Raw genomic sequence first — 14,249 nt, forward strand, 5'->3', positions numbered from 1 at the left:
GGCGATAGGCTAGATACACCATGGCTACTTCATCTACACCCCGCCCACTCGCCCTGTCGCCCTCGCGCGCCTCCGACTATAAGCAGTGCCCGCTGCTCTATCGCTTCCGCGCCATTGACAAGTTGCCCGAGCCCAAGACCATCGCGCAGGTCAAAGGAACCCTCGTGCATGCCGTCCTGGAAGAGATGCACAAACTGCCGCGCGAAGAGCGGACCTATCCCGCTGCGGTGAAGATGATTAAGCCCTCCTGGGCAGAGATGACCTCCAAGGATGATGAGCTGCTTGAGCTCGTGCCAGAAGAAGACACCTACGACTTCTTCGTCGCTGCCAGGCAACTGCTCAAAGGTTATTTCCAGATGGAAAATCCACAAGGCTTTGATTGCCAAGAAACCGAGATGTACGTCAACACGGTCCTGCCCAATGGCGTCCCCGTCCGCGGCTTCATCGACCGCGTGGACCGCGCACCAACCGGCGAGGTCCGGGTCGTGGACTATAAAACAGGCAAGAAGCCCCTGCCCCGCTATTCCCACGATGCACAGTTCCAGATGCGCTTTTATGCGCTGGTCTACTGGCGCATTCTAGGCACCATTCCCCACCAGTTGCGCCTGATGTATCTCAAGGTGTTGGACTCGATGTTTCTTACACCGAACCGTGAGGAACTCGAATACTTCGAGCGCGATCTCGGCGAGCTGTGGGCCAAGATTGAGGCGGATGGGCGCGCCGGGGACTTCCGCCCGAAGCCCTCTAAGCTTTGCGGCTGGTGCGCCCACCAGGATCTCTGTCCGGAGTTTGGCGGCACTCCACCGCAGTACCCGGGCTGGCCGGGTTCCGCGGCGGACGCAAAGGACTAGCGCCCCACCTGCCTAGAAAAGGCCCGAAATGGTGCCCTGCTTATCGACGTCGATATTATTGGCCGCCGGCTTCTTCGGCAGCCCCGGCATCGTCATGACGTTGCCCGTGAGCACGACGATAAATCCCGAACCGGTGCGCGGCAGCAATTCGCGCACGTGCAGCGTATGGCCTTCCGGCGCCCCTAGGGCGGAGGCATCGTCGCTGAAGGAGTACTGCGTCTTAGAGATCACCACGGGCAGCTTGTCCCAGCCATTGTCCTGGATGTACTTAAGATCCTTGAGCGCCTTTGCCCCGTATTCCACACGGTCTGCGCGATAGATCTCGCGCGCGATGGTCTCGATGGAGGCCTCGATTCCCTCTTGCGGATCATAGAGCTGCGTGGCGCCTCCCTGCAGGTTCTCCAGCAAAGTCTCTGCCAGCGTGGTAGCGCCCGCGCCGCCCTCGGACCACACGTTGGCTTCCTCCAAGGCCACGCCGAAATCTTCGGCCCACTGCCGCATGAACTCGCGTTCTGCCTCGGTATCGGACCAAAAGAGGTTGAGCGCTACTACCGGTTTGATCCCGAACTTGCGCAGGTTCTCTACGTGGCGCTCTAGATTGACTATGCCCGCCTTGAGGGCATCCAGGTTTTCCTCGGTGAGCTTATCCTTGGCCACACCGCCGTTGTATTTCTGCGAGCGGATGGTGGCAACGACCACGGCACCGGCAACATCTAGGTCCCCAAAGCGCGCCTTGATGTCGACGAATTTCTCGCCACCTAGGTCCGAACCGAAGCCGGCCTCACTTAAGACGATATCGCCAAATTGGAGCGCGGTGTGGGTTGCCAGCAGGGAGTTGCAGCCGTGCGCAATATTGGCGAATGGCCCACCGTGCACCAAGGCCGGCACGCCGCCAAGGGTCTGTACAAGGTTGGGGTTGAGGGCATCACGCATGAGCGCTGTGAGCGCACCTTCCGCATTCAAATCACGCGCAGTAACAGGGCGCTGATCATAAGTGAAGCCGATGGTGATATCGCCGAGGCGCTTCTTTAGGTCCTCGAGGTTCGTGGCCAAGCACAAGATGGCCATGATTTCGGAGGCCGCGGTAATGGTGAAACCGGTTTCTGCAGGCACACCGTGAGCTGGCCCGCCCAGACCGGTCACCACGTTGCGCAGGGCACGGTCGTTGACGTCCATGCACCGCTGCCATGTCACGCGCCGCGGGTCGATGCCTAGGGCGTTGCCTTGGTGGATGTGGTTATCAATGATGGCGGCCAGGGTGTTGGTTGCAGAGGTAATGGCATGAAAATCGCCGGTGAAATGAAGATTGATGTCTTCCATGGGGACAATCTGTGCATAGCCGCCGCCAGCCGCGCCGCCCTTAATACCCATGACTGGTCCTTGGGAGGGCTCACGCAAGGCAACGATGGCCTTCTTGCCCAGCTGATCCAGGGCGTCGGTAAGGCCGATGAGCACGGTGGACTTGCCCTCGCCGGCAGGTGTGGGCGATACGCCGGTGACAAGCACCAGCTTGCCCTGGTTTTCCTTGGAATAGTCCACCTTGGTGATATCTACCTTGGCTTTGGTGGTGCCGTAGGGAATCACGGCGTCGGCAGGAATGCCCGCCTTGGCAGCAATCTCCCCAATCGGCTGCAAGAGGTGGGCTTGGGCAATTTCAACATCGGATGGCTGAGTAGTCATGTTCTTAGCCTACCGAGCTCGAAAGTTAAATAACCCGCAGTTTTCCAAGAAAGTGAAGTGAATCACTCTTCCTATTCACGCTGCGATCCAAAAAGGCGCCCTACAGGGCGCCTTGCAGGTGGACTTGTCGTCTATCTCTTAAAGGATGACCAAGCCGAATGCGTAGCCCAAGAGGACAGAAACCACGATGCTGACCGTGCCTGGGATAAGGAATGGGTGGTTGAATACGGCCTTGCCGATTCGAGTCGAGCCGGTATCGTCCATCTCCACCGCTGCCAGCAGCGTTGGGTAGGTCGGCAGGATAAATAGTGCCGAGACGGCTGGGAAAGCAGCGACTGCGGTAAGGGGGCTTACGCCCAGAGCCAGGGCTGCTGGCATCAGGGCCTTGGTCGTAGCGGCCTGCGAGTACAGCAGCGCTGCGGCGAAGAACAAGACCACCGCGAGCAGCCACGGCGAGGACTCAATAACGCTGCCAGCCATAGACTGAATATCGTCCATGTAGTGGTTGATAAGGCTGGTACCCAACCAAGCAACGCCAAGCACACAAATACATGCGGACATACCAGACTTAAATACCGGCGTATTGAGAACATCCCCCGCCGGGAACTTCGTCATCATGACGATGATGGTGGCCGCGGTGAGCATAACCGTCATAATGGCCTCATTACGTGGCAGGGTTGGTTCTGCAATGAGACCGACCTGCTCCGAGGTCAGCGTGGCCCAGGCCATCACGATGACGATGGCTACCAGGAAAACCAGAACAGAGGCCTTGGCACCCTTCTGCGGCGCGAAGTTTTCAGCGCCTAATGGTTCCTTAACCAAGCCCTGCGCTTTGCGTTCCTGGTACACCGGGTCATCTTCTAGTTCCTTGCCAAACTTATTAGCAATCCACGCAGCTGGGAAGATAGACAGGAACGTTGCCGGAATGACGACTGCTAGCACCTGCAAATAGCCCACTCCAGATGGTTCCAACAGGCTGGCTAGGAGTACCACTGCGGCAGAAATAGGCGAGGCACAAATTGCCATCTGAGAGGCAACTACCGCAATGGAAAGCGGGCGTGAAGGGCGAACCTTGCCTTCTTTAGCTACCTCAACAATGACCGGCAGCGTGGAAAACGCAGTGTGGCCGGTACCGGCCAGCACCGTCATCAACCACGTAACGATGGGCGCGTAGAACGTAATCCGCTTCGGGTTCTTGCGCAGAAACTTTTCTGCGATGTGCACCAGGTAGTCCATGCCACCAGCCCGCTGCATTGCGGCGATGGCGGCAATAACGGTCATGATGATACCGATGACGTCGAACGGGATGTCTTCCCTAGTAATGGGGACACCGGTGAGACCAAGGGCCAACACACCGAGGCCGCCGGCCATGCCGATACCAATTGAACCAATCCTCGCGCCCAAGAAAATGGCGGCGAGAACGATGACTATATGAACAATAACCATGGACATACTCCATACGCTCTGTATGCAAACTAAGGGCACGCATCTCCACACAGAGTGCATGCCGTCCTCAACATCTTCTATTTTGCACCTGTCACGTCGATTTATTCACTCGAATTGTCCGTTTGTGTTGATTCCCACATGTATTATGCGTCTCGCTATAAGATGGTCGGTATCCTTCTCCGCATTCGCCCAGCACAGGGACGTAAAAGGAAACTAGCTACCGCCAATTCCATGCAGTCAAAAGACCCCCACAGCCTTCGCCAGTTTTCCTTCTCATGAAGTGAAAGTGGCAAAGACCGCGGGGGCCTAAGATGCGGGGCGCTATGCCCTACTGCTTCTCAAAAGCCGCGACTTTAGTCCTCGTCGATGAAGAGCTGACCGCGGAACTCTGGGTGCATGAGGTTTTCAACGGACAGAACCTTGTTCAAGGTTGCCTCATCGAGCAGACCCTTCTCCAGGACGAGTTCCTTGACGCCCTTGCCGGTCTCCAGGGACTCCTTGGCAATCAGATCGCCGTTGTGGTGGCCGATGAACGGGTTGAGGTAGGTGACGATACCGATGGAGTTTTCCACGTAGGCACGGCAGACATCTGGGTTGGCGGTGATTCCGGTAACGCACTTTTCCTGCAGGGCATCGACGGCGTTGCCCATGATGCGAATGGACTGGAACAGTGCCTCGCCGATGACCGGCTCCATGACGTTGAGCTGCAGCTGGCCAGCCTCAGCGGCCATGGTGACGACGTGGTCATTGCCGAAGATCTTGAAGCAGGTCTGGTTCACAACCTCCGGGATAACCGGGTTAACCTTACCCGGCATGATGGAGGAGCCGGCCTGACGCGCAGGCAGGTTAATCTCAGCCAGGCCAGCGCGCGGACCGGAAGACAGCAGGCGCAGGTCATTACAGATCTTGGCGAGCTTCATCGCTGCGCGCTTGATGGTGGCGTGCAGCAGCACGTAAGCGCCACAGTCAGAGGTTGCCTCAATGAGATCGCGGGCGGTCTTCATCTCCAGGCCGGTGACCTCAGACAGAGCTGCGGTGACCTGGTGGCGGTAGCCGGCCGGGGTGTTCACGCCGGTGCCGATTGCGGTTGCGCCCAAGTTGATCTCGAGCAGACGGCGCTGTGCATCGCGCAGCAATGCCTGCTCCTCGTTCAGGTTATTGGCAAAGCCCTTGAACTCATCACCCAAGGTCATCGGAACCGCGTCCTGAAGCTGAGTACGACCCATCTTCAGGATGTCCTGGAACTCATTGCCCTTGACCTGGAATGCGGCACGCAGGCCATCCATGCGCTCAATGAGGTGATCAACTGCTGCGTGCAGGCCCAAGCGGAAGCCGGTCGGGTAAGCATCGTTGGTGGACTGGGACATGTTCACATCATCATTCGGGTTGATGATGTCATAGGAGCCCTTCTCCTCACCGAGGTACTCCAGCGCGAGGTTGGCAACAACCTCGTTGGTGTTCATATTCAGCGAGGTACCAGCGCCACCCTGGAAAACGTCCAGCGGGAACTGATCCATGCAGCGACCCTCTTCCAGGATCTGGTCACAGGCCCAGATGATGGCTTCAGCTTTCTTCTTGGGCAGTACGTGCAGGCGGCGGTTTGCCATGGCGGCCGCCTTCTTGACCTGGACCATGCCGCGGATGAAGTGCGGGATGGTGTTGATGGTCACGTAAGAGATCTGGAAGTTCTCCATGGCGCGTACGGTGTGCACACCGTAGTAAGCGTCAGCGGGAACTTCCAAGGAGCCAAGAAGGTCGGTCTCGGTACGAGTCTTCTTGCTGGAGTTCTTAGGTGCCTTTTGTTCGGCCACCTTCTGCTGTGCGGCGTGAGTGGAAGTGTCAGCTTCCTTCTTCTTCACGTCCTTTGCTGCAGACTTGGTGTCCTTTTCTTCTTTCTTAGAGGACTTTGCCATGATGGCTCGGCTCCTTTGCCTATCGAGACTTATATTCGAATGAGTAACCTCAACCGCTAATGTTAGCCACGACTGAATCTATTTGGGCCGACCCAGAAAAATCACTCCCCCTAAAAGCGGGCGATACGTAAATCAGAAGCCAAAATTGCTTCCGCGCCAAGTTGGGAAAGTCGGTCCATGACTTGGTTGGCTTGCTTCTTCGGAACCATCGCTCGCACTGCCACCCAGTTCTCACGCGCCAACGGCGACACCGTAGGACCGGTTAATCCTGGAGTAATACCAGTGGCTGCGTCGAGGTTGGATTGAGCAATGTTGTAGTCGATCATCAGATAGGTGCGAGCGTGCAGAATTCCCTGAATGCGGTCGAGCACTACCTGCTCTTCCTCGGTAACTTCTACCCCTGTGCGCTTAATGACTACAGCTTCGGACTCAATGATCGGCTCCCCGAACGGCGCTAAGCCTTGCTGACGCAAAGTAGTACCAGTTGACACGACATCAGCAATAACATCGGCAACGCCTAGCCGGATGGAGATCTCTACGGCGCCGTCCAATCGAATAACATCGGCCTCAATCCCATGTGCGGCAAGGTTGGCGCGGACGAGATTGGGGTACGACGTCGCGATCCGCCGCCCAACCAGTTGAGAGATATCCCACTCCTCCCCCTGCGGGGCTGCGTACCGGAACGTGGAGCCGCCGAAGCCTAAAGGCAGCACTTCATCAAAGCTCGCTTTAGAGTCAAGCGCCAAGTCTCGGCCAGTGATGCCTAGGTCTAAGACCCCGCGGGCAACATAGATGGCGATATCTTTCGGCCGCAGGAAAAAGAACTCGACCCCGTTATCGGAATCCACTACGTTGAGCGCCTTGGAATGCCCGCGGCCCTTGTAACCGGCCTCTGAAAGGATCTCCACGGCAGCTTCTGACAACGTGCCCTTATTCGGTACAGCAATCTTGATCATGCGGATCCTTCCATCCTGTGGGGAGTTACCTAGAGGTACTTATAAAGGTCTTCAGGGGTAAGTCCGCGCTTAAGCATCATGACCTGAGTCCAATAAAGCAGCTGGGACATCTCTTCCGCCAGCTCATCGTCGGACTGATATTCGGCGGCGATCCATACTTCCCCGGCTTCTTCGATGATCTTTTTACCGATGAAATGCTCGCCTTTATCCAGCGCGGCAACGGTGTCAGAACCAGCTGGACGCTGGTCGGCCTTCTCGGCTAACTCGGTAAAAAGAGTCTCAAAGTTCTTCACGCCTACCTATTGTTCCACAGGTAGTTAGAGAATGTAGGGGAACTCTGAATTTCTACTGCCCCGCCGAAATCTTAGCGAACCACTCATATACGTCGGTGGCCTTAGCCCCAGCGAGATGCCGCGAATCGCGGAGGCGAGAAATTTCGGTGATCTCTGGCGGTATCTCAACCTGGTTATCATCTGGCAGCCCGATCACCGCACAGCCGGCATCAACTGCAGCGCGCATGCCGGTTGCGGAATCTTCGAAAACTAAGCACTCTGCGGGATCTGCTCCGATGCGGCGGGCGGCTTCGCGGTACATATCCGGTGCTGGTTTGCCGGCAGGAACCTCATCCCCGCAGATAGTATCGACGAAATACTGCCGCCCCAACGCAGTGATGGCAGCGTCAGCGACATTGCGCTCGGTATTGGTAGTGACCATCATGGGCACCCCATCCGCTTTCAGCTCCTGGAGCAAGGCAGGAATTCCCGGAAAGATCTCCAACTTGCGAGCAAAAAGACCCTTGACATAGTCAAACATCTGGGTGCGGTAACGCTCGCTGTCACCGGGTTGCAGCGTCACTCCCGCATTATCCGCGCAGATTCCCAAGGTGGTATCAAAGGTCGCGCCCACAGTAGCCAGGCGCTGGGTGGGAGTGAGCCGTTTGCCCAGCAGTTCTGAAAGATAAAACGTTGCCTCCGCCCAGAGGGGCTCCGAATTGGTGAGGGTACCATCCATATCCCAGAAGATGGCGGCGGGCTTAGTCCGGCTGGAAGCGGCGGTGGAGTTCGACACGGGAATAAAGCTAGCTTTCTCTATCAGGAAAAAGTGGCACCGTCCACGTTGGAGGCACACGGCGGTGAGCGCTAGGCTGCGCGGATGGCGCAAACTAGCACTCACTAATGCGGAAGGAAAGGACCTAGAAGTCCAGTTCCGGAATCTGCGACAGGGCTTCGTCGTCTGCTCCGGTGGCCGCGCTGGCGTTATAGATAAGCTCAGAGAGCTCTTCCTTTTCCTCTGGCTCGAGAACGGCATCGTGCTGAGCGCGATTAAAATCTGCCAACTTACGAACGGTCTTGGACAAGACGGTGACCAACTGTGGTCCGTCTGGATCGTCCGGAAGAGCATCCAGCCCATCGAGCATCTGCTCAAGGTGGCCGCGCAGCTCTGGGAGGACGTTGGCGTCAAACGGTGCCTCCCAGAACTCCTTTTCCTCTTCCTTGAGGTAATCGCCGGTGGCGAAGGACTTCAGGTCACTAATGAACTCATCTACGGTGGGCTGGAAATCGGCGCGAATGCTCATGCTGTAGATACTGCCCTATCTTGCCTAAGCCTGCACGCCGAGGAGCGAATTTAGTGCGGTGCGAACCAAATCGGCCGCGCCGTCCTCGTCCGTGCCACGGTCGGCCTCTGCCCACTCATCCACGGCAGCGAGCGCGGCCGGGGTATCAAGGTCGTTCGCGATTGCGGCACGCAGCTTGGCGACGACCCCTTCGGCCCCTGCCATGCTTCCCGGCTGCGCCAGGGCCTCCCGCCATGCGGCGAGGCGGCGCTTAGCGGCGTCGAGCACCTCGTCGGACCAGTCGCGCTCGTCGCGGTAATGGCCTGCGAAGACGCCCAAGCGGATAGCGGAGGGATCTTCACCCGCTCCTACGAGCTTGTGGACGAAGACGAGGTTGCCCAAGGACTTAGACATCTTGACCCCGTCGAGGCCGATCATGCCGGTATGCACGTAGAACTGTGCCATGCGCTCAACGTTGAGGGCGGCCTCGGCGTGGGCAGCGGAAAACTCATGATGTGGGAACTTCAGGTCGCTGCCGCCACCCTGGATATCAAAGGTTGATCCCAAGCGGTTGGTAGCGATGGCGGAACATTCAATATGCCAACCCGGGCGACCAGGCCCAAAGGGCGAATCCCATGCCGGCTCGCCCTCGCGGTGGGCACGCCAGATGAGTGCGTCGAGCGGATTCTTCTTCCCTGGGCGGTCGGGATCGCCGCCGCGCTCGGCAAAGAAGGTGCGCATCTCTTCGGCAGAGTAATTGGACTCATAACCAAAGCGCTCGGTGGCCTCGATGGAGGCGTAGATATCTGGGTGCTCAGGGTCGTCTACGACGTAGGCCGCTCCGGCATCGAGAAGCTTCTGTACCATTTCCACGATTTCATCGACGGCTTCCATGGCGCCGATATAATCCTGCGGCGGGAAAACGGAGAGCAGCTCCATATCGGAACGGAAGAGGTCAATTTGAGAAGTGCCGAGCTCACGCCAATCCACGCCGTCGCGTTCGGCACGTTCGAAAAGCGGATCATCGACGTCGGTGATGTTTTGGACGTAGTGAACCTTCTTCCCGGCATCCAGGAACGCACGGTAGATGAGGTCAAAGGTCAGGTAGGTGGCGGCATGGCCCAAGTGGGTGGAGTCATAGGGCGTGATGCCACACACGTACATGGTGGCGGTATCCCCTGCGACCTCTACGGGAGCGATGGTTTGGTTCGCGGAATCGTACAAGCGCAGCTGTGCCGCATCACCTGGCACAGGGCGGAAGGAAGGTGTTGGCCAAGAATGCATAGCCACCATACTAACGCGGCGTGCCTTAGAGCGGCTGCAGGACTCCCAATGCCAGGAGGATCATGACGAGCACGCCGACCGGGATGCGGTAAGCGGCAAACCAAGAGAAGGAGTGGTTACCCACAAACTTCAGCAGCCACGCAATGGAGGCGTAGCCCAGTACAAAGGCGATGCCAGTGCCGACCAGAAGCTGCAGGCCGGAGGCGGCTTGGCCTGATTCGGGAGAAAAGGCGTCGGGAAGCGAGAAAAGGCCCGAAGCCAGCACGGCTGGAATGGCGAGCAAGAAGCTAAAGCGAGTGGCCACCTCGCGGTCCAGCCCCAGGAATAGACCACCGGAAATGGTGCCGCCGGAGCGGGAAACGCCCGGAATGAGCGCCAAGCATTGGCACAGGCCCATAATAATGGCGTCTTTCATGGTCAACTGGTCAAAACCGCGTTCCTTCTTGCCCACTTTTTCTGCGGCGATGAAGACGAAGGAAAAGAGGATGAGCATAGCGGCGGTGATCCACAGGTTGCGCAGGGCGCCGCGGATAGCGTCCTCGAATGCGAAGCCGATGATGCCGATGGGAATGGAACCCACGATGACCATCCACCCCATGCGCCAGTCCTGGCCACGAGAGGCTTTATCGGTCCAGCCACGGAACCAGCCGGAGAGAATCTGCCAAATCATTGGGGCGAAATAGACCAACACAGCCAGCTCCGTGCCCAGCTGGATAACTGCGGTGAAGGACGCGCCGGCGTCGTTGCCCCAAAAAAGCTCGGAAACAATGCGCAGGTGACCGGAGGAACTTACCGGAAGAAACTCGGTAAGCCCCTGCACGATGGACAAAACAATGACCTGCGCCCAAGAAACAGCGTCAGTTGCGGTATTAGAAATCACCCGCTTCACACTACAGCCGCGCTGGGCTTCGAGTTTTTACAACGCGCGCTGTTAGGATTAGTAGCCGTGAAATCTCAATCTGGCTCCGCACTTATCCTTTCCAGTTTGCTGGCGCTGAGCGCCACCGCGTTGGCTGCCTGCCAGCCCGACGTGGGCGTGGGCGCCGATCCAGAGACCGCGGTCAAGGGCAATGCCACCCCAGCGGCCTCCCCGGCTAAGGCGGATGCGGAAGGCACTGTGGTCGACCTTAAGGCAGACATCACTGACCTTGTCGCCTTTGATGACTGGCTGGCAGTGCGCACCAAGGACGAGCTTCTCATCGGTAGCCAAAAGGATTTTGAAGAGAAGAAGGCTACCTCGCTAGACATTTCTGCGGAGTGTGGTGACCTCAGTTCTTCGGAGTCGGGCTTCGTCCTCGCCTGCCCGGATAAGGTTCTCCTCATCGATCCTGCATCCCCGGATTCTCCCCAGGAGGTCCACATGGAGGAGGACTCCCCCGTTACCGCCGCCACCCAGCTATCCAGCGGCGAGATCTTTGCCACCTCGGCCGATTCCACCACGGTAGGCATCTATAAAGACGGAAAGCGCGACGGAGATATCGAGGTAGAGGCCGGCTCGGACCAGCTATTGGCCGTGCCCAATTCCTCAGGCGATGACGGAGTGGTGCGCATCCACCGAGAGGATTCCACCATCCAGAACGTGGACTGGACGAATGATCGCGCGGGCGGCCGACTGCGCGTTGGCCAGGGAGTCGGCAGCATCGCGGTGGGCGATAACGGCGTGGTCCTCGCCTCCGATACCGAGGGCGGCCGCTTGGCCGTCTACACCTCAGATGACGTCGTCCGCCTGCATCAATACGGCAACGTTGAGGGCACCCCATGGGGCGTAGCCTGGGATAATAAGCGCAATCTGGCGTGGGTGAGCGCCACCGATACCAATAAGGCTTATGCCTATGAAATTGGCAAAGGCGTACCAGAGCTGCGCGGAGATCTCTCCACCGTGCCGGATGCGCAGAATATTGCCCTGCTTGGCGACGGCACCTTTGTCGCCGCCTCCGCCACCGGCCACGGGCTGCAGTTCGTGGACGCCCCGCACCTGAAGAAGGAGTCTTAACACTATGACCAGCACTATTGACCAATTGCGCGCGCAGGCTTACCAGCTTGCCTTGCGGGGCATGTTTAAACTGAGCCCGGAGCGCATCCACGAGATTATCAACACTGCGCTCAGCGGACTCCAAGCCGCCGGGCCAGCCAACCGAGCCCTGGCAAAGATCCTGCCGGTCAACGATCCAGTGCTGCGCCAAGAGGTCTTCGGAGTAGAATTCCCCCGCCCGCTGGGACTTGCCGCCGGGTTTGATAAAAACGCCGCGGCTGCTGATACGTGGACTCCCATTGGCTTTGGTTATGCAGAGTTGGGCACCGTCACCGCCCAAGCACAGCCCGGCAATCCTGCTCCGCGACTCTTCCGCCTGAAGGCCGATAAGGCCATCTTGAACCGGATGGGCTTTAACAATAAAGGTGCAGCGGCCGCCGCGGAAAACCTGCGCAAGCGTCGCTACAGCGATGTCATTGGCATCAATATTGGCAAAACCAAAGTCACCCCTGCCGAGCATGCTGTAGAAGACTACCGCCGCTCCGCGTCGGTGTTGGGCGACTTGGCAGATTTCTTGGTGGTCAACGTTTCCTCGCCGAACACCCCGGGCCTGCGCGACCTGCAAGCAGTAGAATCGCTGCGCCCCATTCTCTCCGCCGTGCAAGAATGCACCGCGGTTCCGGTGCTGGTGAAAATTGCCCCAGACCTTTCCGATGCCGACGTTGACGCCGTGGCAGACCTAGCCCTTGAACTCGGGCTCGACGGAATCGTAGCGACAAATACCACCATTTCCCGCGAGGGCCTTAAGACCCCAGCTGCCGAGGTAAAGGACATGGGTGCCGGTGGCGTATCCGGCCCTCCGGTAGCCGAGCGCTCCCTAGAGGTACTGCGCCGCCTCAATGAGCGAGTCGGCGGCCAGCTCACCCTCATCTCCGTGGGCGGCATCTCCACGCCAGAACAGGCATGGGAGCGCATCACTTCCGGTGCTTCCCTACTGCAGGGCTACACCGGTCTCATCTACGGCGGACCGGACTGGATCCGCAATATCCACCGCGGCATTGCCGCCCAAATCCGTGCCCACGGTTTGAGCAATATTTCCCAGGCCGTAGGCTCCGGCCTCCCCTGGAAGCCCTTGGATTAGTCCAGCCCAAGGCTTTTCAACACAAGGTCCGCCTACTTCTCCTGCTGCACGCAGAGGAAGTAGGCGGACCCTTTGTCTTTGCTGTGCTGACTAGGTCTGCGCCATAACGCTGCGCCTGAGAACCAGTGCGCACAACACCGCAAAGCCGGCGTAGAACACGACCCAATACTGTGGTTGAGTGAATAGGATATCGCCGGGTACAAAGCGGCTGGCTGCAATGATCACAATGGCGATGACCAATGCGGCAACCTGCGCGCGACTTCCCGCCTGACTTTTGCTCATGGTGCTAAAGGCCCCGACGATGACCGCGGCAACAATAATCGCCACTTTGGAATACGTCCATTCGAAATCGGCACCCCAACCATCCGTGAAGACGGAGATTGACGCAAAGAGCACCAGCACGAATGCGACCACCATGAAGGCGCCGCCCACCCGCAGCGCCGTCGGCGGACTAGGCTGCGATGAAGTAGAGCTACTCGCCATTACTTCGCCTCGTACCAGCCCCACAAAATGGCGCGGCCAAGGGCGTGGAAATGCAGGTTGAACCCAAGCACGGTCGGCGAAGCATCTGGGTCGATGTCGAGCTTTTCTACGTCAACTGCGTGGACGGCATAGAGGTAGCGGTGCGGGGCGTGTCCGGCAGGCGGGTTAGCGCCGAAGTAGGTGCGCTCGCCGGAATCGTTGCGCAAGCTGATGACGCCGTCAATGCCCAAGTCCTCTGCAGCACCGGCATTGGTAGGCAGCTCGCTTACCTCGACGGGAATATTGAACGCCGCCCAGTGCCAGAAACCAGACGCCGTTGGCGCATCTGGGTCGAAACAAGTTACGGCCAGGGACTTAGTGCCTTCCGGCAGTCCGGACCACGCTAGCTGAGGCGATACACTCTCCGGGGCGCGGAGCTTTTCCTGCAGCTCGTCTCCTTCCACCACATCGGTAGACGAGAGAACGAAGGAAGGAACATCGCGTAGCGGTGCGTAAGGATCTGGTCCAGGAAAGCGGGAATCATCTGCATAAGAAGTCATAGACCCCTTTGTACCCCACCTCACAAGCCGCTGTCGATGTGGTGTAACCGCCGCACCCTGCATATATTTTGCCGCACACGTGGAAAGCCCCCAACCAGACTTACAACCATGTATTTCCACACGCCGTTAACGGTAGCTCTTTCACGCCACACGCTGGCGATTTGTAAAGCAAGCCTCGAGCAGGATACAGTATCGGAGTGCCCAGCCGAGAGGCTGATAAACACCCTGCCCGGGTGGCGGAATGGCAGACGCGCTAGCTTGAGGTGCTAGTGTCCTATTAACGGACGTGGGGGTTCAAGTCCCCCCTCGGGCACAATGTGAAGTCTCGAGACATCGTTCCGGTCGATGCCTCGAGATTTTTCGTTTTCAGTTGCCCTGTTGGGGGTCAAGTTCGTTGTCTTTCTTGTTGTAATAGATCTTTTCTTCGGC

At 58.3% G+C, this 14,249-nt stretch carries 14 protein-coding genes and 1 tRNA gene; 4 read left to right on the forward strand and 11 right to left on the reverse strand.

Translation table 11 applies throughout. The features are described 5' to 3' along the window. Window positions 1–20: 20 nt before the first annotated feature. Complete coding sequence (locus CORTU0001_RS10015) at window positions 21–851, forward strand: RecB family exonuclease (RefSeq protein WP_005324785.1); 831 nt, start codon at window positions 21–23, stop codon at window positions 849–851. A 12-nt stretch (window positions 852–863) separates the two neighbouring features. On the opposite strand, the gene CORTU0001_RS10020 is transcribed toward CORTU0001_RS10015, so the two are convergent. The 9 genes from CORTU0001_RS10020 to CORTU0001_RS10060 form a co-directional block, all read right to left on the reverse strand. Further along, window positions 864–2,531 carry a formate--tetrahydrofolate ligase gene (locus CORTU0001_RS10020; RefSeq protein WP_005329646.1) on the reverse strand — a complete coding sequence of 556 codons (1,668 nt, stop codon included), beginning with the start codon at window positions 2,529–2,531 and terminating at the stop codon, window positions 864–866. 138 nt (window positions 2,532–2,669) lie between these two features. Next, complete coding sequence (locus CORTU0001_RS10025; protein WP_005329648.1) at window positions 2,670–3,977, reverse strand: anaerobic C4-dicarboxylate transporter; 1,308 nt, start codon at window positions 3,975–3,977, stop codon at window positions 2,670–2,672. A gap of 353 nt (window positions 3,978–4,330) precedes the next feature. Next, entirely contained in the window at window positions 4,331–5,890 is a 1,560-nt protein-coding gene (aspA, locus tag CORTU0001_RS10030; protein ID WP_005329649.1) for an aspartate ammonia-lyase, read from the reverse strand. A gap of 110 nt (window positions 5,891–6,000) precedes the next feature. Further along, window positions 6,001–6,846 carry an ATP phosphoribosyltransferase gene (gene hisG, locus CORTU0001_RS10035; RefSeq protein ID WP_005324791.1) on the reverse strand — a complete coding sequence of 282 codons (846 nt, stop codon included), beginning with the start codon at window positions 6,844–6,846 and terminating at the stop codon, window positions 6,001–6,003. Window positions 6,847–6,875: 29 nt separating this feature from the next. Continuing rightward, window positions 6,876–7,139 carry a phosphoribosyl-ATP diphosphatase gene (locus CORTU0001_RS10040; protein WP_005324793.1) on the reverse strand — a complete coding sequence of 88 codons (264 nt, stop codon included), beginning with the start codon at window positions 7,137–7,139 and terminating at the stop codon, window positions 6,876–6,878. A 52-nt stretch (window positions 7,140–7,191) separates the two neighbouring features. Next, window positions 7,192–7,914 carry an HAD family hydrolase gene (locus CORTU0001_RS10045; RefSeq protein WP_005329652.1) on the reverse strand — a complete coding sequence of 241 codons (723 nt, stop codon included), beginning with the start codon at window positions 7,912–7,914 and terminating at the stop codon, window positions 7,192–7,194. Window positions 7,915–8,038: 124 nt separating this feature from the next. Beyond that, the gene (locus tag CORTU0001_RS10050) at window positions 8,039–8,422 is read right to left on the reverse strand and encodes a hypothetical protein (protein ID WP_005324796.1); all 384 of its coding nucleotides are present in this window, start codon (window positions 8,420–8,422) and stop codon (window positions 8,039–8,041) included. Window positions 8,423–8,446: 24 nt separating this feature from the next. Then, window positions 8,447–9,685 carry a cysteine--1-D-myo-inosityl 2-amino-2-deoxy-alpha-D-glucopyranoside ligase gene (gene mshC / locus CORTU0001_RS10055; RefSeq protein ID WP_034668734.1) on the reverse strand — a complete coding sequence of 413 codons (1,239 nt, stop codon included), beginning with the start codon at window positions 9,683–9,685 and terminating at the stop codon, window positions 8,447–8,449. Window positions 9,686–9,710: 25 nt separating this feature from the next. After that, complete coding sequence (locus CORTU0001_RS10060; protein WP_005329655.1) at window positions 9,711–10,565, reverse strand: undecaprenyl-diphosphate phosphatase; 855 nt, start codon at window positions 10,563–10,565, stop codon at window positions 9,711–9,713. A 66-nt stretch (window positions 10,566–10,631) separates the two neighbouring features. Between CORTU0001_RS10060 and CORTU0001_RS10065 the strand changes: the two genes are divergently transcribed. Next, window positions 10,632–11,678 (forward strand): YncE family protein, encoded by a 1,047-nt coding sequence (locus tag CORTU0001_RS10065; RefSeq protein ID WP_005329658.1) that lies wholly within the window; start codon window positions 10,632–10,634, stop codon window positions 11,676–11,678. A gap of 4 nt (window positions 11,679–11,682) precedes the next feature. Continuing rightward, window positions 11,683–12,798 (forward strand): quinone-dependent dihydroorotate dehydrogenase, encoded by a 1,116-nt coding sequence (locus CORTU0001_RS10070; RefSeq protein ID WP_005329660.1) that lies wholly within the window; start codon window positions 11,683–11,685, stop codon window positions 12,796–12,798. Window positions 12,799–12,888: 90 nt separating this feature from the next. Here CORTU0001_RS10070 and CORTU0001_RS10075 read toward each other — a convergent pair whose 3' ends face one another. Then, window positions 12,889–13,281, reverse strand: a complete 393-nt coding sequence (locus CORTU0001_RS10075) for a hypothetical protein (RefSeq protein WP_034668722.1) — start codon at window positions 13,279–13,281, stop codon at window positions 12,889–12,891. Next, window positions 13,281–13,820, reverse strand: a complete 540-nt coding sequence (locus CORTU0001_RS10080) for a YbhB/YbcL family Raf kinase inhibitor-like protein (RefSeq protein WP_005324806.1) — start codon at window positions 13,818–13,820, stop codon at window positions 13,281–13,283. Before CORTU0001_RS10080 ends, CORTU0001_RS10075 begins: the two co-directional genes overlap by 1 nt. 227 nt (window positions 13,821–14,047) lie before the next feature. Here CORTU0001_RS10080 and CORTU0001_RS10085 point away from each other — a divergent pair. After that, window positions 14,048–14,133: transfer RNA gene (locus CORTU0001_RS10085), tRNA-Leu, on the forward strand. Window positions 14,134–14,249 lie beyond the last annotated feature (116 nt).

This window comes from Corynebacterium tuberculostearicum SK141 (assembly GCF_000175635.1).
GTDB lineage: Bacteria > Actinomycetota > Actinomycetes > Mycobacteriales > Mycobacteriaceae > Corynebacterium > Corynebacterium tuberculostearicum_C.